The following is a 21009-nucleotide window of genomic DNA, read 5'->3' as shown; positions in this document are numbered from 1 at the left end:
GCTGATGCCTGAGCAAAAATTGTAGTACCACCTATCAAGGTTGTACTACAATCCTGATCACAAAACAGACAATCTGTTGCGCTGCAGCCTGCCAGCAAGAAAACAGACGATTACAGCACCAGCTCTTCAATCGCGTGTGCTACGCCATCTTCCATATTGGTTTTAGTCACGAACTGGGCGATTTCCTTAACCGAATCAATGGCATTACCCATCGCTACTCCGGTGCCGGCATACTCAATCATCGCCAGATCATTTTCCTGATCGCCAATCGCCATTACTTCTTCCTGCTTCAGCCCAAGCTTCTCAGCCAGCATTCTGACGCCCTGCCCCTTGTTAACCCGACGATCGAGAATTTCGAGGTAGTAAGGCGCACTCTTCAGAATGGTGTAAGTCTGGCGCGCCTGTTCGGGCAGACGAGCAATGGCCGCATCCAGCAGGGCAGGCCGGTCGATCATCATCAGTTTCGGAAAGCGGGTGGCGCGATCCATCTCTTCAACGGCGCGGTAGCGTACCGGAATCCCGGTCAGGCTGGCTTCATGAATGGTGTATTCACTGATGTCTTTATTTGGCGTATAGAGGTGGGACTTGTCGAACGCCTGGAAATGCACGCCCAACTCACGCGCCAGCTGCTCAATGTAGAGGTAGTCGTCAAAGGTCAGCGTCACTTCCGCTACGCATTCGCCATCTTCGGCCTGATGGACCAGCGCACCGTTGTTGCTGATTGCGTACTGACCGGGCGTCTGCATATCCAGCTCCATCAGGTAGCGCTGGATACCGACAAACGGCCGGCCGGTGGTCAGCACAATCGAGACCCCCTGCTGGCGGGCGCGATCCAGAGCGGATTTCACGCCCGGCGTGATTTCATGTTGCGGATTAAGCAGGGTGCCATCCATATCGATAGCGATCAATTTAATAGCCATAGGGTCCTCGTTGCGTCTGGGTTTTGTTCAATGCTAGCGCGATTCAGCTCACATTGACCAGTTTAGCGGCAAGCGATGACAAATGACTGACGGCCGGACCTCAGCCGGTAAACAGATCGCGATGGATTTTAATCACGGCTTTTCGAATCAGGGCCGGTTCGGCGGGCGCGCAGCAGGGACGATGAACGTCATGCGGGAAGAACAGCGCAAACATGCCGGGCATCAGGGTGATCATCGACTCGTTTATCGTCTGCTGATAAAAAATCACGTCACGCTGCTGGATAAAATCTTCGGTCACCACATGCTCCGGGTGCGCGCGAGCCACGCCGATATTCTCTACGCCAGCCAGCAGGTACTGGATGTCGATGTAGCTGACGTGGGATTCTGCCCGCCGGGCGCTGGCCGGCTCGGTCATCATCTCCTGCACCAGACAGAACATTTTGTCGTCCGCGAGGATCGGGTATTTCCCGCTTTCAAGCTGGCTAAAATCTGTCTCAGCAATCCAGCTTATCGCCTGGTCAATGACCGGATGAAAGGCGTGACGTTCTGTGGCCCAGTCGAGACGATCGCAAATAATCATGGTGTAACTCCCTGTCTGAAAAGCATAGTGCGCCCGCAGAGGCGCGAAGAGAGGCAAGAGTAAGGGAGGGCCCGCCGCTAAAAAGTGATCGCGATCGCAGCCTGCAGGCAACGCGGTGCCCTCGTCTGCGAGTATCGGACTGTGCAGGGCAAAAAAAAGGCCATCACTTGCGTGATGGCCTGTGACGTCAGCAGCCGATTAGATATCGATATTGGCGGCTTTCAGCGCATTCTCTTCGATGAAGGCACGGCGCGGTTCAACCGCATCGCCCATCAGGGTAGTAAATAGCTGGTCAGCGCCAATCGCATCTTTAATGGTAACGCGCAGCATACGACGGCTATCCGGGTCCATGGTGGTTTCCCACAGCTGTTCCGGGTTCATCTCGCCCAGACCTTTGTAGCGCTGTACCGAGAGGCCGCGACGCGACTCTTTCACCAGCCACTCAATCGCCTGCTCGAAGCTGGCTACCGGTTGACGACGCTCGCCACGTTCAATGTAAGCATCCTCTTCCAGCAGGCCACGCAGCTTGTCGCCGAGGCCACAGATTTTGCGGTACTCAGGTCCCTGGATGAAATCGGCTTCCAGCGGATAATCAGTATCCACACCGTGGGTACGGACGCGCAGCACCGGTTCGAACAGGTTCAGCTCGCGGTTTTCACGCACCTGCGCCAGATAGGTACTACCGTGCGCTTCGCGCTCAGTGAGATAGCTCACCAGGCTGTTCAGCCAGCGGGTCACTTCTGCTTCATTGCTCAGATCGCTCAGCGTGTCGTGATAAATCAGCGCGCGCAGCAGGGCAACCGGATAACGGCGCTCCATACGCTTGATCATCTTCTGGGTGCTGTTGAAGTCAGAGACCAGCGTCTCCAGCGGCTCACCAGCCAGGGCCGGGGCGCTGGCATTAGTGTGCAGCGTGGCACCATCAAGCGCGATAGCGATCTGGTATTGATCCATCGCGTCGTCATCTTTGATGTACTGCTCCTGCTTGCCTTTCTTCACTTTATACAGCGGCGGCTGCGCGATATAAACGTGGCCGCGCTCGATGATTTCCGGCATCTGACGGTAGAAGAAAGTCAGCAGCAGCGTACGGATGTGCGAACCATCGACATCGGCATCGGTCATGATGATGATGCTGTGATAGCGCAGCTTGTCCGGGTTGTACTCGTCGCGACCAATGCCGCAACCGAGCGCGGTAATCAGCGTGGCCACTTCCTGCGAGGCGAGCATTTTGTCGAAGCGCGCTTTCTCAACGTTAAGGATCTTACCTTTTAGCGGCAGAATCGCCTGATTCTTACGGTTACGGCCCTGTTTGGCCGAACCGCCAGCGGAGTCACCCTCCACCAGGTAGATTTCAGACAGCGCCGGGTCGCGCTCCTGGCAATCCGCCAGTTTGCCTGGCAGACCCGCCAGGTCCAGCGCGCCTTTACGACGGGTCATTTCACGGGCACGACGTGCGGCTTCACGGGCGCGCGCTGCGTCGATGATTTTGCCGACCACGATTTTTGCGTCACCCGGATTTTCCAGCAGGTATTCCGCCAGCAGTTCGTTCATCTGCTGTTCAACCGCTGACTTCACTTCAGACGAAACCAGTTTGTCTTTGGTCTGGGATGAGAATTTTGGGTCCGGCACTTTCACCGAAACCACTGCGATCAGACCTTCACGCGCATCGTCACCGGTGGCGCTGACTTTGGCTTTCTTGCTGTAACCCTCTTTATCCATGTAGGCATTCAGGGTACGGGTCATCGCCGCACGGAAGCCCGCAAGGTGGGTACCGCCGTCACGCTGTGGGATGTTGTTGGTGAAGCAGTAGATGTTTTCCTGGAAGCCATCGTTCCACTGCAGCGCCACTTCCACACCGATGCCATCTTTCTCGGTAGAGAAATAGAACACGGTTGGGTGAATCGGGGTTTTGTTTTTGTTGAGGTATTCAACGAATGCCCGGATGCCGCCTTCGTAATGGAAGTGATCAGACTTGCCGTCACGCTTATCTTCCAGACGAATCGACACGCCGGAGTTGAGGAACGACAGTTCACGCAGGCGTTTCGCCAGGATGTCATACTCAAAATCGCGCACGTTGGTAAAGGTTTCGTGGCTTGGCCAGAAGCGCACACGGGTACCGGTCAAATCGGTCTCGCCGGTCACCGACAGCGGTGCCTGCGGCACGCCATGGACGTAGACCTGCTGGTGTACTTTGCCTTCGCGACGAATGGTCAGCTCCAGCTTCTGTGACAGGGCGTTAACCACCGAGACACCGACGCCATGCAGACCGCCGGAGACTTTATAGGAGTTATCGTCGAACTTACCGCCCGCATGCAGCACCGTCATGATCACTTCAGCGGCGGAAATGCCTTCTTCTTCGTGAATGCCGGTTGGAATGCCGCGCCCATCATCCTGCACCGAAACGGAGTTATCCGCATGAATGGTGACCACGATGTCACTACAGTGACCAGCGAGCGCTTCGTCGATTGCGTTATCCACGACCTCGAATACCATGTGATGCAGACCGGTACCGTCATCGGTATCGCCGATATACATGCCCGGGCGTTTGCGTACCGCATCAAGCCCCTTCAGGACTTTGATACTTGAGGAGTCATAAGAATTCGACATCAACGTTTCTCGCTCATTTTAATCTTCAGGTTGAACCGCTATTTTACCCTGTTCCACGCGGAACATCTTGCCCTTTTCGTCGGTCATGTCGATTACATGCTCGGCAGAAATAGCGCTGACAAACACCTGCGCCTGGGTGGCTTTTAACCGCTCTGCCAGCAGGCGTCGGCGGCTGTCATCCAGCTCAGAAGCAAAGTCATCGATCAGGTAAACACAACGGCGTCCGCTCTGGCTTGTCAGGAACTCGCCCTGCGCCAGACGCAATGCACACATCAGCAGTTTTAGCTGCCCGCGTGAGAGTAAATCTTCCACCGGCGTCCCTTCAGCCCGAATACGAAAATCGGCTTTATGCGGCCCGCTGGCGGTGTAGGTCAGGGCGCGATCGCGCTCAAAGTTGCGTTCCAGCAGTTCGCCGTAATCGCTCTCTTTGTCCCAGCCGCGCTGAAATGAAAAGCGCAGCTCAAACTCGGGCAGGAACTGGCGGCAGGTGGCAGTAATCTCCGCCGAAATCGCCGCGCTGTATTCGGCGCGCCACTGGCTTATCTGTTCAGCCAGCGGCACCAGTTCCTGGTCCCAGGGACGAATCTGACTGTAACGTGAGACCTGGCGCAGGGCGGCGTTGCGCTGTTTTAACAGGCGGCGCAGGTTGCTCCAGGCGTTGAAAAAACCGGGCGTATTATGAAAGCAGCCCCAGTCGACGTAAGCTCTACGGTATTTGGGGCCGCCATTGAGCAAAGTAAACCCTTCCGGCGTGATTAACTGCATCGGTAACAGCTGCGCCAGTTCAGCCACTTTGTGGCCGTCGCTGCCGTCAATGCGTACTTTACTGTCACCGGCGCGGTTTTTGGTCAGCCCGACAGAAATCTCCCGCTCTTTACCTTCCAGCCGGCCATGCAGCACAAAGGCTGCTTCGTCGTGACGGATCACGCGGCCCGCCTGCAGGCTGCGAAACGCCCGACCGTGGCCCAGGGTGTAAATCGCCTCTAATACGCTGGTTTTACCGCTGCCATTAGCGCCGACCAGGAAATTAAAGCCGGGTGCCAGCTGCAGGTCAGCCTGCTCAATATTACGAAAATCTTTGATAAGGAGGCGGGTTAAAGCCATGAATCAATCCAGCGTGAAGGGCAATAAAATTTTGGGCCTGGCGATCCAGTGCGTCAACGGCAAAGCTGGTTTGCCCGATACCTCAGTCACCAGGCCGTCGGCGTCGCAGCTACGTTGCGCCCCGCCAGCGCACAGCCACCGGAGCGTACTGAAGTACGTGAGGATGGCGAGCACTGCCGGGGCACAACGTAGCAAGTAAGCCAGGCCTATATATTCTACAAGCGCATGGGCATCACGACGTAGGCTGCTGCCGGACTCGCCACATCTTCAATCTGTACGCTCGACACCGAGTCGGTCAGCAGCAGACGGACATTTTCACACTTCAGCGCGTTCAGCACATCCAGCACGTAACTGACGTTAAAGCCGATCTCCAGTTCGGTGCCGTTGTAGCTGACATCCAGCATCTCTTCCGCTTCTTCCTGTTCAGGGTTATTGGCGGTGATTTTCAGCTGATTTTCGGTGATATAGAGGCGAACGCCGCGGAACTTCTCATTCGACAGAATCGCTGCGCGGGCAAATGCCTGCTTTAACAGATCGCAGCCGGCTTCCAGCGCTTTATCGGGATTCTTCGGCAATACGCGGCGATAGTCAGGGAAACGACCATCAACCAGCTTCGACGTAAAGATAAAGTCGCCGACGTGCGCGCGGATATTGCTGCCGCCGATTTGCACCTGCAGCGGCGTATCGCCGCCATCCAGCAGTCGCAGCAGCTCAATTACCCCTTTACGCGGCACAATCACCGAGTGACTCGGCAGCGCCTGACCGATCGGCATTGAACAGACCGCCAGACGGTGACCGTCGGTAGCCACGGTGCGCAGCTCTTCCCCTTCGGTTTCAAACATCATCCCGTTGAGGTAGTAGCGAACATCCTGATGCGCCATTGAGAACTGAGTCGCTTCGATCAGTCGTTTCAGCGTCGCCTGCGGCAGGGTGAATTCAACCTCGCTCTGCCAGTCATCCAGATTCGGGAAATCGCTGGCGGGCAGGGTCGACAGCGAGAAGCGGCTGCGGCCTGAACGCACTAACATGCGATCGCCTTCCAGTGACAGCGTGATCTCCGCGCCTTCCGGCAATCCGCGACAGATATCGAGGAATTTCCGCGCCGGCACGGTGGTTGCGCCAGGCTCATGGGCCTGCGTCAGGGCAACGCGCGCCACCATCTCCATTTCTAAATCGGTACCGGTCAGCAACAGCGTACCTTCTGTTACCTGCAACAGCAGGTTTCCAAGAATCGGCAGCGTCGGACGACCCCCTAGCGGGCCGCTCACCTGTTGCAGCGGCTTCAGTAACTGCTCACGTTCAACAATAAATTTCATAGCGTCAGGAAGATAATGTTCTGATGAGATTAGAGAAATCTTCTTTGATATCGTGGCTCTCTTCACGCAGCTGCTCAATCTTGCGGCAGGCGTGAAGCACCGTCGTGTGGTCGCGACCGCCAAAGGCATCGCCAATTTCTGGCAAGCTATGGTTAGTCAGCTCTTTTGCCATCGCCATCGCCATCTGGCGCGGACGCGCTACCGAACGCGAACGGCGCTTGGAAAGCAGATCCGCGACCTTAATTTTGTAGTACTCAGCCACGGTCTTCTGAATATTATCAATGGTGACCAGCTTTTCCTGCAGCGCCAGCAGATCGCGCAACGCTTCGCGCACGAAGTCGATGGTGATCGCCCGGCCGGTAAAGTTGGCGTTGGCGATCACGCGATTCAGTGCGCCTTCCAGCTCACGAACGTTAGAGCGTAAACGCTTGGCAATAAAGAACGCCACTTCACCCGGCAGACGAATGTCATTCTCGTCGGCTTTTTTCATCAGGATCGCCACGCGCGTTTCCAGTTCAGGCGGCTCGATCGCCACCGTTAACCCCCAGCCAAAACGCGACTTCAGACGATCTTCCACCCCGTTGATCTCTTTTGGATAACGATCTGAGGTCAGGATGATCTGCTGATTGCCTTCTAATAAGGCATTAAAGGTGTGGAAGAACTCTTCCTGCGAACGCTCTTTATTGGCGAAGAACTGAATATCATCGATCAGCAGCGCATCGACCGAACGGTAGTAGCGCTTAAATTCTTCGATCGCATTGTTCTGCAACGCCTTAACCATGTCCTGGACGAAGCGCTCTGAGTGCATGTAAACCACTTTAGCATTGGGTTTACGCGCAATAATGCCGTTGCCTACCGCGTGCAGCAGGTGGGTTTTCCCCAGGCCGGTGCCGCCATACAGGAACAGCGGGTTGTACGCGCCGCCCGGATTATCTGCCACCTGGCGTGCCGCCGCGCGCGCCAGCTGGTTAGATTTACCTTCGACGAAGTTATCGAAGTTATGGCGGTTATTCACATTCGAACGGTAGGTCACATCAGCGGGTGCCGGCACGTTATCCCAGCTTGGACGCATGATCTGCGTCGGGGCCGGACGGATATGGCTCTGTACCGGGATAGCAGGCGCGCTGACGCTGGCCATCACCGGCTGGCTGACGGCGGCAGTTTGCTGAACCGGGCGTGTACCCACTTCAAAACGCAATAACGGTACGTTCGGACCGCAGAATTCATTCAGTAATGCGTTAATGCTATTGAGGTATTTGTCCCGAACCCAGTCGAGTACGAAGCGATTTGGAGCATACAAGGCAAGCGTATTGTCGTTTAACTCAGCCTGTAGTGGACGAATCCACATGCTGAATTCGGTGGCAGGAAGCTCATCCTGCAAACGGGCAAGACACTGTTGCCAAAGCGTAAGTGACACGGCGGACTCCACTCGTACAAATTCGATAAGAATAGTAGGCGTTACTCTAAGAAACGTTCATTTTTGACACAGACGTAAGAAAGCGCCTGCGACCGCTATCAGCGGTTTTCCGTCCTGCAATCACCGGAGGATCGTCAGCGGAAGGGCGGATCATAGCGCAAAGCGAGACAGAGATCTTCCCTTTCTACACAGTTTTGATCCTTTTTATCCACAGGCGAAAGGCGCGCAGAGAAGTTTACGCCAGTTGCGGGAAAAACCAGCAGGAATCTGGCTGAATGCGTCAGATTTTCGGGTGACTTCTCGTTTTATCCCCACGATCCGCCAATTTGATCGCAATAAGATCCGGCGCGATCCTTGCGCTTTAACCGGGAGCCCGTATAATTCGTCACCCGGCGTTGTCGCGTTAAGCCCAATGCCCGGACTCAGCGGGCTGTATCCGTGTTTCCAGGTACTGCGACACGCGAAGTAAATTGACTCGGGACTGTACAATTATTACAATCCCGCCTCTTTATTAAAGACACATTGAGGCGTCGGTCGATTTATTGGCCCGAAACGCGTCACCCAGTGAAAATTTTCAAGTTTAGGTAGAAACCGCCATGAAACGCACTTTTCAACCGTCCGTACTGAAGCGCAACCGTTCACACGGTTTCCGTGCTCGTATGGCTACAAAAAATGGTCGTCAGGTTCTGGCACGTCGTCGTGCTAAAGGCCGTTCTCGTCTGACCGTTTCTAAGTAATAAAGCTAGCCCTGATGGGTAAGCTCGCATTTCCCAGGGAGTTACGCTTGTTAACTCCCACTCATTTCACTTTCGTCTTCCAGCAGCCACAACGGGCTGGCACGCCGCAAATTACTATTCTCGGCCGCCTTAACGCGCTGGGGCATCCCCGCATCGGTCTCACCGTCGCTAAAAAACATGTGAAACGTGCCCACGAACGTAACCGGATCAAGCGATTGACCCGCGAAAGCTTTCGTCTGCGTCAACATGAACTGCCGTCGATGGACTTCGTGGTGGTGGCGAAGAAAGGGGTTGCCGATCTGGATAACCGTATGCTGGCGGAAGCGTTGGAGAAATTATGGCGTCGTCACTGTCGCCTGGCGCGCGGCTCCTGATCGTCCTGATACGCGTCTATCAACGCGGCATCAGTCCATTACTGGGCCCACACTGTCGGTTTCATCCGACCTGCTCTCAATACGGAATTGAGGCGTTACGCAGGTTTGGCGTGATAAAAGGCAGTTGGTTGACGTTAAAACGCGTATTAAAATGCCACCCTTTGAACCCGGGTGGTGACGATCCTGTGCCGCCAAAAACCTTTGATACCAGAGAACATTAACGATGGATTCGCAACGCAATCTCTTTCTCATCGCTTTTCTGTTCGTGTCTTTTATGATCTGGCAAGCCTGGCAGACGGACCACGCTCCGCAGCCACAGCAGACGCAGACCACACAAAACACTAACAGCGTAGCGGGTGATGCCGCCAGTCAGGGTGTACCGGCCAGCGGTCAGGGCCAGACGATCACCGTTAAGACTGATGTCCTGTCATTAAATATCAACACCCGCGGCGGTGATGTTGAACAAGCACAGCTGCTGACTTTCCCGGACAAACTGGGTTCCGACCAGCCGTTCCAGCTGCTTGAAACGACGCCATCGTTCCTTTATCAGGCACAGAGTGGTTTGACCGGTCGTAATGGCCCGGACAACCCGAACAACGGCGCGCGTCCTTTGTTCACCACCACGCAGGATCACTTCGAAATGGCGGAAGGCCAGTCCGAGCTGCGTGTGCCGATGACCTATACCGCTGAAAACGGCGTGGTTTACACCAAAACCTTCGTCTTCAAGCGTGGCGAATATGCGGTTAACGTCGATTATCATGTCAACAACACCACTCAGCAGCCGCTGGAAGTGTCGCTGTTTGGCCAGCTGAAGCAGACCATTGATCTGCCGAAGCACCGTGATACCGGCAGCAACAACTTTGCACTGCATACCTTCCGTGGCGCGGCGTACTCCACCAGCGATTCGAAATATGAGAAGTACAAATTCGACAATATCGCGGATAACGAGAACCTGAACACCACCACCAGCAACGGCTGGGTGGCGATGCTGCAGCAGTACTTTGCCACCGCATGGGTTCCGCGTACCGATGGCACCAACACCCTTTACACCAGCAACCTGGGTAATGGCGTGGCGGCGATTGGCTACAAATCTGCGCCGGTGACCATTGCCGCAGGCGCACAGCAGAACCTCGGTGCAACCCTGTGGGTCGGTCCGGAAATTCAGGACAAGATGGCAGCCATTGCGCCGCACCTTGATCTGACCGTCGATTACGGCTGGTTGTGGTTTATCTCTCAGCCGCTGTTCAAGCTGCTGAAATTTATCCACAGCTTCATCGGTAACTGGGGCTTCTCCATTATCGTGATCACCTTTATCGTGCGTGGCATCATGTACCCGCTCACCAAAGCGCAGTACACCTCGATGGCGAAGATGCGCATGCTGCAGCCGAAGATTCAGGCGATGCGTGAACGTCTGGGTGATGACAAGCAGAAGCAGAGCCAGGAAATGATGGCGCTGTATAAAGCAGAGAAGGTCAATCCGCTGGGTGGCTGTCTGCCGCTGGTAATCCAGATGCCGATCTTCCTGGCACTGTATTACATGCTGTCAGGTTCTGTTGAACTGCGTCACGCGCCGTTTGTGCTGTGGATCCATGACCTGTCCGCGCAGGACCCGTACTACATCCTGCCGATTCTGATGGGCATTACCATGTTCTTCATTCAGAAGATGTCACCGACCACCGTGACCGATCCGATGCAGCAGAAGATCATGACCTACATGCCGGTGATTTTCACCGTGTTCTTCCTGTGGTTCCCGTCAGGTCTGGTGCTGTACTACATCGTCAGCAACCTGGTTACCATTCTCCAGCAGCAGCTGATTTATCGCGGCCTGGAAAAACGTGGTCTGCATAGCCGCGACAAGAAGAAAGCCTAAGCGATGTAAAGCGGGAGCGATCCCGCCCTAAACGGTCTATCCTCAGGCGGTCAAAGCGACCGCCTTTGTTTTTTGTAGCGAGAGAGAATTTATGAGCCACAGCGATACCATTGTTGCCCAGGCTACGCCGCCCGGACGCGGCGGCGTAGGTATTTTGCGCATCTCCGGTGCCCGTGCAGCCGAGGTGGCGCAGCAGCTGCTGGGCAAACTGCCTAAGCCGCGTTATGCCGACTATCTGCCGTTTACCGATGCTGACGGCAGCGTACTGGATCAGGGCATTGCGCTGTGGTTTCCGGGGCCTAACTCGTTTACCGGTGAAGATGTACTGGAGCTGCAGGGCCACGGCGGTCCGGTGATCCTCGATCTGTTGCTGAAACGCATCGTGGCGCTGCCCGGCGTACGCATCGCCCAGCCGGGTGAGTTTTCAGAGCGCGCGTTTCTCAACGATAAGCTCGACCTGGCGCAGGCCGAGGCGATAGCCGATCTGATCGATGCCAGCTCAGAGCAGGCGGCCCGTTCTGCGGTCAATTCGCTGCAGGGGGTATTCTCCACCCGCGTCAATCAACTGGTGGAAGCCCTGACTCATCTGCGCATCTACGTTGAAGCAGCTATTGACTTCCCGGATGAGGAGATCGACTTCCTCTCTGACGGCAAAATCGAAGCGCAGCTGAATGCGGTGATCGCCGATCTCGATGGCGTACGGGCTGAGGCGCGCCAGGGCAGCCTGCTGCGTGAAGGGATGAAGGTGGTGATTGCGGGTCGGCCTAACGCGGGCAAATCGAGCCTGCTGAATGCGCTGGCGGGTCGTGACGCGGCGATTGTCACCGACATTGCCGGCACCACGCGCGACGTATTGCGTGAACATATTCATATTGATGGTATGCCACTGCATATCATCGATACCGCCGGTTTGCGTGAGGCCAGCGATGAAGTCGAGCGCATCGGTATTGAGCGCGCCTGGCAGGAGATTGAGCAGGCTGACCGGGTGCTGTTTATGGTCGATGGCACTACCACCGACGCGACCGAAGCCGCGGCCATCTGGCCCGACTTTGTTTCACGCCTGCCGCCTGAGTTACCGATTACCGTGGTGCGCAATAAAGCCGACGTCACCGGTGAACAGCCAGGCCTGACAGAGATAAATGGCCACGCAGTGATTCGGCTGTCGGCACGCACCAGCACCGGGGTTGATGAACTGCGCGATCACCTGAAGCAGAGCATGGGGTTCGCCGGCAATATGGAAGGCGGCTTCCTGGCGCGCCGTCGTCATCTGCAGGCGCTGGAGTTAGCAGCGACGCACCTGCTGCAGGGCAAAGCGCAGCTGCTGGGTGCCTGGGCTGGTGAGCTGCTGGCAGAAGAACTTCGCCTGGCTCAGCAGGCGCTGAGCGAGATTACCGGCGAGTTCACCTCGGATGATCTGCTGGGCCGCATCTTCTCCAGCTTCTGTATCGGTAAATAACCTCGCTTTTGCCGGTCCGATAGTGCGTCCTTATCGGACCGGCGCCTTTCCCCGCTTTCACGCTTTCACTTTGCTGCGCACCTGCGGTGATTCTTGCTGATATGTTATTTTGCGGCGGCCCGGCATTGCCGTATAACGGTCAGAGCGCCGACCTGATGATCGACGGCGGATGGCCGTGATTTGTCCCGTCTGATAAACGCTATTATCTGCCGCCGTCGCGGCATCACGCCGGCAGCGAACCCCTATTCGTGGTCACCCTTGGGCGAAATTTTTTGCCTGAAACAGGAGAGTTGCATGAGTACACCGCTTGACACTGCCGCACTGAACACGCTGTTTACCGACGCCCGCACCCACAGTTACTGGCAGGCGAAGCCGGTCGACAACGCCCTGCTGGAACAGCTGTATAGCTTAACGGCGCTGGGCCCGACCTCGGCTAACTGCTCGCCCGCCCGCTTTGTTTTCGTGACGTCGGCGGAAGGTAAAGAGAAGCTGAAACCGGCGCTCTCTTCCGGCAACCTCGAAAAAACCATGAGTGCGCCCGTCACGGTGATCGTCGCCTGGGACCGCGAATTTTACGAGCAGCTGCCTGCGCTGTTCCCGCATGCCGATGCCCGCAGCTGGTTTACCGGCAGCCCGGAAGCGGCGAAAGAGACCGCTTTTCGTAACAGCAGCCTGCAGGCCGGGTACCTGATCCTGGCGGCCCGCTCGCTGGGACTGGATGCCGGCCCGATGTCCGGTTTTGATCCGGCGAAGGTGAATGAGGCGTTCTTTGCTGATAGTCAGTATCAGGTTAACCTGCTGATTAACCTCGGCTATGGCGAGGCGTCAAAACTGCACCCGCGTCTGCCGCGCCTCAGTTTTGAACAGGCGTGCCGGTTCGCCTGATGCCGCTGGCGTCGCGATGTCCGTCGCGACGCTTATTCTGACCCGACTGAGTTTTCACCGCCGCGAATCTAGCCAGATCGCTCATCCTATTCCTAATTTGGTTCATTCTGTGTTGTGCCGGATGCATTAAGTTAAGAAAATTCTTACAATGCAGCTGATGATTATCTGACCATTTTCACGGAGCGACAGATGGCTGGTCATTTTGTACGCTGGACGGGTAACCCCGACTTCTCTGCACAAGATATGCGCATTCCCCAGCATATTATTGAAACGGCACAGCAGTTTGCTGATAAGCGCCGTGGGCGTTTTCTTGCCGCGCGTACGCTGCTGGCCCAGCTGATGCTGCGGGTTTATGGCATTAACACGCTGCCGCGCCTGACCACCGATTGCCACGGACGCCCCGCTTTTGCTGACCCCGATCTGCCTGATTTCAGCATCGCTTATGCCGGCAATACGGTCGGCGTGCTGCTGGCTGAAGAGGGCGGCCGCGCCGGCCTGGACATGGAAATCGTGCGGGCCCGCAGTCGCCAGACTCAGGAACAGTTAATGCAGGGATTAACCTCCGGGGAGATCGCCTGGATTAATGCCCAGCAGGATTTTGTCGAAGCGGTAACGCAAATCTGGACGCTGCGCCAGAGCCTGCTCAAGCTGACCGGCGAGCGCGAAGCGGGGCTCGATTCGCTGCGGCTGCTGCCGGGCGCAGGCCGTCTGCGTTCATCGCTCTATCCCGATATCCAGGTGGTATGCGATGCTGAACCAATGCTGGTCTGGTCCTGCGCGCTCTCGCCCGCGACCCAGCGCCTGCATCTGTGGGAGATGGATAACCACCATCAGTGGATCGCCTTACGTGAAGTGGAAATGAGTAAACCGAATATTGGTCCCCGCACCCTGCGGCTGACCAGCCTGCCCAATGAACGCAGCGTGCATCCTGAAATCTGACGGAATGCTGCGGTTCGCGAGCGCTTAAGCTTCCGTTCATAAGCGCATAGATAAGTCATTTGTTCATTCTGACCAGCTGCGCAGGCTTCGGCTGACTGTCTGCTCCGAATCCTGTTGAGACTCATCACCTTTACCCCGATGTGACCCTGCCCGCAACTCTGTCTGCCGATACGGGTTACGCTTTTTTTTGTGACCGTCATCACTTCAACCTGGCATGCTTTGCTCTATATCTTTGAACATAAGAATCGGCATTGAACGTTTGTAAAGTTTGGATGAAAAGCGCTGAAGCTGGCGTCATAGCTAACGTCTTAAGGAGACGATGATGGAAAAAATGAAGCTGGGCGTGAACAGCGCCATGTTCGATGGGCATCCACCGGAAGTTGCCTTCCAGACCGTGCGTGCGGCCGGGTTCGCTTACATTGAGCTGGCTTACAATCAGGGTTATGTGGGCCAACTCGATCCGGCCCTGTTTGGTCAGGAGAATGCCGCCCGCATCAACGATCTTAAACAGCAGACGGGCCTGAAGATGCACGCGCTTGGCTGCACCATTAACCTGGCCGCGCCGGATGCAGTGGAACAATTCCGACTGCGGGTGGCCTTCGCCCGGCTGATTGGGGCCCGTTATCTCAATGCCTGCACTGCCCGACGCGATAATCGCGCTGCGTTAATTGAAAACCTACGGCAGATGGCGCCGATTGCCGAAGAGGCAGGCTGCATTTTGTGTATCGAGAATGGGGGCGATCCGGATTATGACGCCTTTGCCGTGGCTGAGGATGGCTTCGCGCTGCTGGAAGCGGTCAGCCATCCGGCGGTGGCATTTAACCTCGATCCCGGCAACATGGTATCGCTCTGCCCACAGCAGGATCCTATCGCCGAGGCGCTGACGATGCTGCCCGGTGCCCGGCATTGCCACATTAAAGATGTGATGCGGCTGAACGGGGAATATCATTTCCCGCCGATTGGAGAGGGTGAACTGAATTATGCGCCGCTGCTTCAGGCGCTGGCGGAAAATGAGATTCCGGCCAGCCTGGAGATCCCCCTGCGGATGCATCGCCAGCCCGATAGCTGGCCGCAGCGGGCTGACCAGCCGGTTGATCCGGCCATCAGCCTTGAGGTGTTAATTCGTTCGCGGCTGGCGCTGGAAAAAATGCTGGGCTACCGGCTGGCTGCAGACGACTAACGGATGGGCCCTCAGCCGGTACGCACGCGACATACCGGCAGTGTCATGCCATCTCTCCGGTCCCGGCGAGTGCCTGCTGCAGAAATTCCCGGCACGCCTGCTCGATTTGCCAGCGATCGTCATCGGGCGTGGTGCGCATCTCCACCGCAATACTGCGTTCATCTAATCGCGGATCGTTCGGCAGCTGCCGGGCTGCTGCCACGATAGCCGTCGCCACAGCGGGCGTCAGGAAACCGGGCGCGCCAAAACGCATATGGTGATCGCCATAGCCCGGATCGTGCGGATCAAGGATGGCGTTAGCCAGATGCAGCTGTGACACCAGCGCTCCCCACAGACGCAGAGCCTCGACAGGATCTTCCTGATTGAGCGCCACATGCGCGCTGTCCCAGGCGAGATAGAGCCGTGGGCAGGTCCGACGCAGCTGCTGCATCCAGCGCAGGGTTTCGTCGGTGGGGCCGATGAGCTGGCATTTATGGGCGAAGCGGTCCAGCGGCTCCAGCTGCATGATCATCTGCGGGTATTGACTCATCACCTCGCCGATCTGTTCCAGCGTCTCGCCGAGCGCGCTTTTTGCCGCTTCACGCTGTGCCGCGCCGGGATCGCTGCCGCTGACAAAGGCAATCCGCGTTGCGCCACATTCGGCGGCGCGATGCACCAGTTCACAGGCCCGTTTCATGCTGCGTTTACGCTGAATCCGGTCAGGACTGCTGAGGTTCAGCCCCTGCTGATTCAGCACAAAGGTCATCCACTGTGTCAGCTTCACCTGTTTCGTTTCGCTGATATCCCGCAGTCGCCGGGCCTGCGCCGGTTGCAGCACCATGCCGGTTTCAATGAAACGATAAAATGGCTGCTGACTGAGGTGATCAGCAATGTCGACGACTCTGCTTTCATCCTGCATATCCGGAAAGAACAGCTCAGCAATATGAGCTGAAGGCACCAGCATGGTCTGTTTCATCCTGCCTCCTGATTCATTCATAAGTTACTAAGTAAAACATATGTTCATAGAGGGAAGTGCAGTGATGCTGTTAAAAATGCGCCTAACTTCACACTTCAGACATCGAGCCAACTTTCCAGGCACCGTTAATTAGTCACTGTTATTAATCATTGGCAGCCATTATTCAATTTATTGCGTTGCTATAGCCCATTTTCGCTGCATTTACTGAAGTGTGAGCTGCCGCAAATCTTTTCTCACAGGATCCGCTTTAATGTCTAAACATAAGATATGTTAATGAACATATGTTCAGTGTCCGGGATTTACCCGGCATCGCCACTGACAAGCGGGAGAAAGTTATGCAAGCGTTACACCCTGATTCCGATGCCGCGTCCCAGCCTACCCGGGTTCGCTGGCGCATTTTCGCCGTGCTGTTTTTCCTGCTGGCGGTCAACCTGATGGACCGTATCACGCTCTCAATCGGTATTCCCTTCATCAAGGATGAGTTCCATCTGTCGCCTGCCATGCAGGGGCTGATTCTCAGCAGTTTTTTCTGGTCCTATGCGCTGTTACAGGTGCCAGGCGGCTGGGCGCTGGATCGCTTTGGCCCGCGTAAGGTGCTGACCTTCTCCAGCATACTGTGGGGCCTCAGCCAGATTGGACTGGCGCTGGCAACCGGTGGACTGTCGCTAATCTTTGCCCGCATCGCGCTGGGCGTGGCGGAAACGCCGATTTCGCCCTCTGGCGGCAAAATGAATGCCAGCTGGATGCCCAAATCGGAACGTGGACGCGGCGCGGCCATCATGGATTGCGGCAGCCCGCTGGGTGTGGCGTTTGGCGGACTGATCATCGCCTACCTGATCGACATGCTCGACTCGTGGCGGCTGGCGTTTATCCTCGCCGGTCTGTTCAGCATGTCGCTGGCGCTACTGGCGTGGTACAAGCTGCGCGATCGCCCGGAAGAGGACCCTCGGGTTAACGCCGCCGAAATGGCGCTGATACGGCAGGGCCGTGACGACGGTGTGGCGCCGGATGCGCCGCCGCCCGCCGGGCCGGGCGTTGACTGGCGGTCGCTGTGTGGCCTGATGTTTGGCCGGGCCACCTGGGCGATGATCTACTTTGGCCTGATGACATGGGGACCCAGCTATCTGGCGCAGGCACGCGGCTTCGATTTGCGCTCCATCGGTAATGCCACCTTTGTGATTTTTATGCTGGGTGCTGCCGGATCACTGGGGGCCGGATTCGCCGTCGATGCGCTGGTGAAGCGCGGCTATCAGCACGGCACGGTGGTGAAAAGCCTGATTGCGCTGTCGGGCGGCGTTACGCTGCTGATCTTCTTTGCGTTGCCGGACGTGGCGAATCCGATTACCGCCGTGGCGATGCTGTCGGTTGCCTCCTTCTTCCTGACCGGCGGCGGCAGTATCTACTGGAGTATCCCGGCGCTGATCGCCCATCCGGCGCGCGCTGGGCTGGTCGGCGGCTTTATGAATATGGCCGGCAGCGTGGGCGGCATTCTGGTGCCGATTCTCGCCGGTCTGATCCTGCAACTCACCGGCGGATACGGCGGCGTACTGACCTTCTTTACCCTGTGCGCCGCGCTTTACGTAATTGGCACGCTGTTTATCCGTTTTGCGCCGCCGACCGCGCCGCTGCCGGCCGGCAGCACTCAAGTCAGCTAACCGCACTCGCCTGGCGCGAGGCTGCCGGGCGACATCTTAACAGGAGAGAATATGCTTCGTTTCGCCGCTAATCTGACCATGCTCTATACCGAATATCCGTTTTATGAACGCTTCGACCGCGCCGCTGAGGCCGGATTTGAGGCGGTTGAATTTTTCTTCCCCTATGGCCTGGAGAGCGCCGATATCCAGCAGGCGCTGGATCGCAACCAGCAGCAGCTGGTGCTGTTTAACATGCCGCTGGGTGACTGGGATGCAGGTGACCGCGGATTCGCGGCGCAACCGGCGCGGCGTGACGAGTTCCGCCGGGCTATCGATCAGGCGGTGAGCTATGGTCAGCAGCTGAAACCGCCGCGCATTAACTGTCCGTCAGGACCGGCCGCCGGTCAGGGCGATCCGCTGCCAACCCTGCGTGAAAACTTTGCTCTGGCCGCCAGCGCGCTCAAGGCGCACGACATTCAGCTGGTGCTGGAGCCGATCAATCACGGCGACGTACCCGGCGCGGTGATCTCCGGGGTGGAGCAGGCAGTGCGGCTGTTTGACCAGATCGACAGCGACAACCTGGCGGTGCAGTACGATCTCTGGCATTCACTGCGTGCCGGTGAAGATCCCTATCAGGTGCTGCCCGCCTTTATTGACCGTATTGCACATATCCAGATTGCGGACGTGCCTGGCCGTCACCAGCCCGGCAGCGGCGAGGTCGATTTCGAGCGGCTGTTTACCCTGCTGGATAATCTCAACTATCCCGGCTGGGTCAGCCTTGAGTTTCATCCACAGGGCGCAACGGATGCCAGCTTTGCCCACCTGCGTCAGCTCGGGGTGTTGAAATAAAAAAGGCCGCTACCCTGACGGGAGCGGCCTGATGCGGTTATCGCAGCGTTTAGTGAGCGTCGATAAACACAATCTTCAGCACGAACATCAGCGCGACAATCACCACGCAAGGGCTGATTTCACGCCAGCGGCCGGTGCCGAGCTTCATCACGCAGTAAGCGATAAAGCCCAGCGCAATCCCTTCGGTGATTGAGAAGCTGAACGGCATCATCGCGGCGGTGACAAAGGCGGGCACCGATTCGGTCAAATCATCCCAGCGTACGCGCGACAGGCTGGCGGTCATCAGTACGCCGACATAAATCAGCGCCCCGGCAGCGGCGTAGCCTGGCACCATCGCCGCCAGCGGTGACAGGAACATCACCAGCAAAAACAGCAGGCCGGTTACCACCGCCATCAGTCCGGTGCGGCCACCGATCGCCACGCCCGAGCTACTTTCAATGTAGGCGGTGACCGAGGAGGTGCCCGCCAGCGCGCCACTGACCGAGCTGATGCTGTCAACATACAGCGCCTGCTGCATGCGCGGGAAGGTGCCGGTTTCATCGGTCAGTCCGGCTTTGTCAGTTACGCCGATCAGCGTGCCCGACGAGTCGAACAGATTGACCAGCATAAAGGAGAAAATCACGCCCGCCATGCCGATGTTAAAGGCGCCTTTGATATCGACCTGACCGACCACCGAACTGATGGCTGGCGGGGCAGAAAACAGGCCAACGAACTTCACGTCGCCCAGCATCCAGCCAATCGCCGTGGTCACTACCATCGAAATCAATACTGCGGCATGGATATTACGTGACGCCAGAATAGCGATGATAAAGAAACCCAGCGCGCCCAGCAGCACGCTGTGCGAAGTCAGATTCCCTACCGCCACCAGCGTATCGGGATTCGGCACGATGATGCCGGCATTTTTCAGCCCCATCATAGCGATAAACAGGCCAATCCCGGCGGTGATGCCGACGCGCAGGCTGAGCGGGATGTTGGCAATCATCCAGTAGCGCACCCGCAGCAGCGTCAGGATCAGCAGACCGACGGCGCCCCAGAAGATCGCCCCCATACCGACCTGCCACGAATAACCCATTGCGCCGACCACCACAAAGGCGAAAAAGGCATTCAGTCCCATTGCCGGGGCCAGTGCGACTGGCAGATTGGCAAACAGTCCCATCAGAATACTGCCGAAGGCGGCAATCAGGCAGGTGGTGACAAACACCGCCTGGGTATCCATACCGGCCACGCCGAGGATCTGCGGGTTCACAAAGACGATGTAGACCATCGTAAGAAAGGTGGTCATACCCGCGATCACTTCGGTGCGCACCGTGGTGCCATGTTCCTGCAGCTTGAAGATGCGCTGCAAAAGGCCTTGCTTGCTCATGCCATCCATCCAGAAGAAAAATTCATCGGCGCGTATCCTGGCGATTTTGCCAGGCCAATACAATGATTTTTCGCAACCGATTGCCACTCTCGCAATCTGCGCTCAGTACGGTAGAGTGAGGGACTCCCACAAAATCAAAGGATAGAGTCTGATGTCAGTAGAATGCGTCTTTTTCGATTGCGATGGCACGCTGGTGGACAGCGAACTGCTCTGCACCCAGGCCTACGTCAATACTTTCGCCCGCTATGGCATCGACCTGTCGCTGCAGCAGATGTTTGAGCAGTATAAAGGCGTCAAATTGTACGACATCATCCGCGACGTCGGTGAGGCGCATCAGCAATCGTTGCCGATGGAAGAGGTGGAAACCGCCTACCGCGCCGAGGTGGCGCAGTTGTTTGATCAGCACCTGCAGCCGATCGACGGTGCCAAGGCGCTGGTTGAACAGATAAAAGTGCCGATGTGCGTGGTATCGAACGGAACGGTGAAGAAGATGCAGCACTCGCTGGGCTTAACCGGCATGCTGCCGCTGTTTGCTGACCACCTCTACAGCGGTTATGACATTCTGCACTGGAAGCCCGATCCGGAACTGATGTACCACGCTGCCGAGCAGATGCAGGTCGCGATTGAGCGCTGCATTCTGGTGGATGATTCTGAAGCGGGCGCGCGGGCCGGCATTGCCGCCGGTATTCCGGTGTTCTACTACTGCGCCGATGCGCATAATCCGGAACTGGATCATCCGCTGGTCACGCGATTCGACAACATGGCGGACCTGCCCGCGCTGTGGCGCGCCCGCGGCTGGGATGTGGTGTAATCCAGGCCAGCC

The 21009-nt window shown here is 57.0% G+C and carries 19 protein-coding genes; 11 read left to right on the top strand and 8 right to left on the bottom strand.

From position 1 onward, the window contains the following. Positions 1-110: 110 nt before the first annotated feature. From yidA to dnaA, 6 genes are all read right to left on the bottom strand, one after another. Positions 111-920 (bottom strand): sugar-phosphatase, encoded by an 810-nt coding sequence (gene yidA / locus AABB92_RS19145; RefSeq protein ID WP_046289495.1) that lies wholly within the window; start codon positions 918-920, stop codon positions 111-113. A 100-nt stretch (positions 921-1020) separates the two neighbouring features. Then, complete coding sequence (locus tag AABB92_RS19140; RefSeq protein ID WP_031375177.1) at positions 1021-1500, bottom strand: NanQ anomerase/TabA/YiaL family protein; 480 nt, start codon at positions 1498-1500, stop codon at positions 1021-1023. 198 nt (positions 1501-1698) lie between these two features. Continuing rightward, a complete protein-coding gene (gene gyrB, locus AABB92_RS19135) occupies positions 1699-4107 on the bottom strand; it encodes a DNA topoisomerase (ATP-hydrolyzing) subunit B (protein ID WP_031375178.1) in 2409 nt (802 codons plus the stop codon). An 18-nt stretch (positions 4108-4125) separates the two neighbouring features. Then, positions 4126-5211 carry a DNA replication/repair protein RecF gene (gene recF / locus AABB92_RS19130; RefSeq protein WP_046289494.1) on the bottom strand — a complete coding sequence of 362 codons (1086 nt, stop codon included), beginning with the start codon at positions 5209-5211 and terminating at the stop codon, positions 4126-4128. 215 nt (positions 5212-5426) lie between these two features. Then, positions 5427-6527 carry a DNA polymerase III subunit beta gene (dnaN, locus tag AABB92_RS19125; protein WP_031375180.1) on the bottom strand — a complete coding sequence of 367 codons (1101 nt, stop codon included), beginning with the start codon at positions 6525-6527 and terminating at the stop codon, positions 5427-5429. 4 nt (positions 6528-6531) lie between these two features. Further along, a complete protein-coding gene (gene dnaA / locus AABB92_RS19120; RefSeq protein WP_031375181.1) occupies positions 6532-7944 on the bottom strand; it encodes a chromosomal replication initiator protein DnaA in 1413 nt (470 codons plus the stop codon). A 596-nt stretch (positions 7945-8540) separates the two neighbouring features. Here dnaA and rpmH point away from each other — a divergent pair. From rpmH to AABB92_RS19080, 8 genes are all read left to right on the top strand, one after another. Further along, positions 8541-8681, top strand: coding sequence for a 50S ribosomal protein L34 (gene rpmH / locus AABB92_RS19115; RefSeq protein WP_003849659.1), 141 nt, complete (start codon positions 8541-8543; stop codon positions 8679-8681). Positions 8682-8695: 14 nt separating this feature from the next. Further along, on the top strand, positions 8696-9055 hold the full coding sequence (gene rnpA / locus AABB92_RS19110; protein ID WP_008926396.1) for a ribonuclease P protein component: 360 nt from the start codon (positions 8696-8698) through the stop codon (positions 9053-9055). Further along, the gene (yidD, locus tag AABB92_RS19105) at positions 9019-9276 is read left to right on the top strand and encodes a membrane protein insertion efficiency factor YidD (protein WP_072051038.1); all 258 of its coding nucleotides are present in this window, start codon (positions 9019-9021) and stop codon (positions 9274-9276) included. Before rnpA ends, yidD begins: the two co-directional genes overlap by 37 nt. Before the next feature lie 2 nt (positions 9277-9278). Continuing rightward, positions 9279-10925: a membrane protein insertase YidC gene (yidC, locus tag AABB92_RS19100; protein ID WP_031375182.1), complete on the top strand. Its 1647-nt coding sequence runs from the start codon at positions 9279-9281 to the stop codon at positions 10923-10925. Between the two features lie 91 nt (positions 10926-11016). Then, positions 11017-12381, top strand: a complete 1365-nt coding sequence (gene mnmE / locus AABB92_RS19095) for a tRNA uridine-5-carboxymethylaminomethyl(34) synthesis GTPase MnmE (protein ID WP_046289493.1) — start codon at positions 11017-11019, stop codon at positions 12379-12381. Positions 12382-12675: 294 nt separating this feature from the next. Then, positions 12676-13266, top strand: a complete 591-nt coding sequence (locus tag AABB92_RS19090) for a malonic semialdehyde reductase (protein ID WP_031375183.1) — start codon at positions 12676-12678, stop codon at positions 13264-13266. A gap of 189 nt (positions 13267-13455) precedes the next feature. After that, positions 13456-14205 (top strand): 4'-phosphopantetheinyl transferase family protein, encoded by a 750-nt coding sequence (locus AABB92_RS19085; protein ID WP_031375184.1) that lies wholly within the window; start codon positions 13456-13458, stop codon positions 14203-14205. 319 nt (positions 14206-14524) lie between these two features. After that, complete coding sequence (locus AABB92_RS19080; RefSeq protein ID WP_031375185.1) at positions 14525-15385, top strand: sugar phosphate isomerase/epimerase family protein; 861 nt, start codon at positions 14525-14527, stop codon at positions 15383-15385. Positions 15386-15428: 43 nt separating this feature from the next. Here the strand turns inward: AABB92_RS19080 and AABB92_RS19075 are convergent, their stop codons facing one another. Continuing rightward, a complete protein-coding gene (locus AABB92_RS19075; RefSeq protein WP_031375186.1) occupies positions 15429-16340 on the bottom strand; it encodes a sugar phosphate isomerase/epimerase family protein in 912 nt (303 codons plus the stop codon). Between the two features lie 335 nt (positions 16341-16675). On the opposite strand from AABB92_RS19075, the gene AABB92_RS19070 reads away from it, so the two are divergent. Beyond that, positions 16676-17995 (top strand): MFS transporter, encoded by a 1320-nt coding sequence (locus tag AABB92_RS19070; protein ID WP_046289492.1) that lies wholly within the window; start codon positions 16676-16678, stop codon positions 17993-17995. A 51-nt stretch (positions 17996-18046) separates the two neighbouring features. Next, positions 18047-18823, top strand: coding sequence for a hydroxypyruvate isomerase family protein (locus AABB92_RS19065; protein ID WP_031375586.1), 777 nt, complete (start codon positions 18047-18049; stop codon positions 18821-18823). 49 nt (positions 18824-18872) lie between these two features. Here the strand turns inward: AABB92_RS19065 and AABB92_RS19060 are convergent, their stop codons facing one another. Next, positions 18873-20186 (bottom strand): NCS2 family permease, encoded by a 1314-nt coding sequence (locus tag AABB92_RS19060; RefSeq protein ID WP_031375585.1) that lies wholly within the window; start codon positions 20184-20186, stop codon positions 18873-18875. Between the two features lie 151 nt (positions 20187-20337). Here AABB92_RS19060 and yieH point away from each other — a divergent pair, with 151 nt between their 5' ends. Continuing rightward, complete coding sequence (gene yieH, locus AABB92_RS19055; RefSeq protein ID WP_031375584.1) at positions 20338-20997, top strand: 6-phosphogluconate phosphatase; 660 nt, start codon at positions 20338-20340, stop codon at positions 20995-20997. Positions 20998-21009: the final 12 nt, after the last annotated feature.

Source organism: Pantoea brenneri, from assembly GCF_038594305.1.
GTDB lineage: Bacteria > Pseudomonadota > Gammaproteobacteria > Enterobacterales > Enterobacteriaceae > Pantoea > Pantoea brenneri.
This window is presented reverse-complemented; position numbering and strand designations above follow the sequence as displayed.

What these genes read in the sequence shown, in the direction of transcription:
- recF (WP_046289494.1), bottom strand. Translation starts at nt 5,211, where the DNA reads ATGGCTTTAACCCGCCTCCTTATCAAAGATTTTCGTAATATTGAGCAG.
- AABB92_RS19085 (WP_031375184.1), top strand. Translation starts at nt 13,456, where the DNA reads ATGGCTGGTCATTTTGTACGCTGGACGGGTAACCCCGACTTCTCTGCA.
- AABB92_RS19140 (WP_031375177.1), bottom strand. Translation starts at nt 1,500, where the DNA reads ATGATTATTTGCGATCGTCTCGACTGGGCCACAGAACGTCACGCCTTT.
- AABB92_RS19075 (WP_031375186.1), bottom strand. Translation starts at nt 16,340, where the DNA reads ATGAAACAGACCATGCTGGTGCCTTCAGCTCATATTGCTGAGCTGTTC.
- yidD (WP_072051038.1), top strand. Translation starts at nt 9,019, where the DNA reads ATGGCGTCGTCACTGTCGCCTGGCGCGCGGCTCCTGATCGTCCTGATA.
- yidA (WP_046289495.1), bottom strand. Translation starts at nt 920, where the DNA reads ATGGCTATTAAATTGATCGCTATCGATATGGATGGCACCCTGCTTAAT.
- yidC (WP_031375182.1), top strand. Translation starts at nt 9,279, where the DNA reads ATGGATTCGCAACGCAATCTCTTTCTCATCGCTTTTCTGTTCGTGTCT.
- rpmH (WP_003849659.1), top strand. Translation starts at nt 8,541, where the DNA reads ATGAAACGCACTTTTCAACCGTCCGTACTGAAGCGCAACCGTTCACAC.
- rnpA (WP_008926396.1), top strand. Translation starts at nt 8,696, where the DNA reads ATGGGTAAGCTCGCATTTCCCAGGGAGTTACGCTTGTTAACTCCCACT.
- mnmE (WP_046289493.1), top strand. Translation starts at nt 11,017, where the DNA reads ATGAGCCACAGCGATACCATTGTTGCCCAGGCTACGCCGCCCGGACGC.
- AABB92_RS19080 (WP_031375185.1), top strand. Translation starts at nt 14,525, where the DNA reads ATGATGGAAAAAATGAAGCTGGGCGTGAACAGCGCCATGTTCGATGGG.
- gyrB (WP_031375178.1), bottom strand. Translation starts at nt 4,107, where the DNA reads ATGTCGAATTCTTATGACTCCTCAAGTATCAAAGTCCTGAAGGGGCTT.
- dnaN (WP_031375180.1), bottom strand. Translation starts at nt 6,527, where the DNA reads ATGAAATTTATTGTTGAACGTGAGCAGTTACTGAAGCCGCTGCAACAG.
- AABB92_RS19060 (WP_031375585.1), bottom strand. Translation starts at nt 20,186, where the DNA reads ATGAGCAAGCAAGGCCTTTTGCAGCGCATCTTCAAGCTGCAGGAACAT.
- AABB92_RS19090 (WP_031375183.1), top strand. Translation starts at nt 12,676, where the DNA reads ATGAGTACACCGCTTGACACTGCCGCACTGAACACGCTGTTTACCGAC.
- AABB92_RS19065 (WP_031375586.1), top strand. Translation starts at nt 18,047, where the DNA reads ATGCTTCGTTTCGCCGCTAATCTGACCATGCTCTATACCGAATATCCG.
- yieH (WP_031375584.1), top strand. Translation starts at nt 20,338, where the DNA reads ATGTCAGTAGAATGCGTCTTTTTCGATTGCGATGGCACGCTGGTGGAC.
- AABB92_RS19070 (WP_046289492.1), top strand. Translation starts at nt 16,676, where the DNA reads ATGCAAGCGTTACACCCTGATTCCGATGCCGCGTCCCAGCCTACCCGG.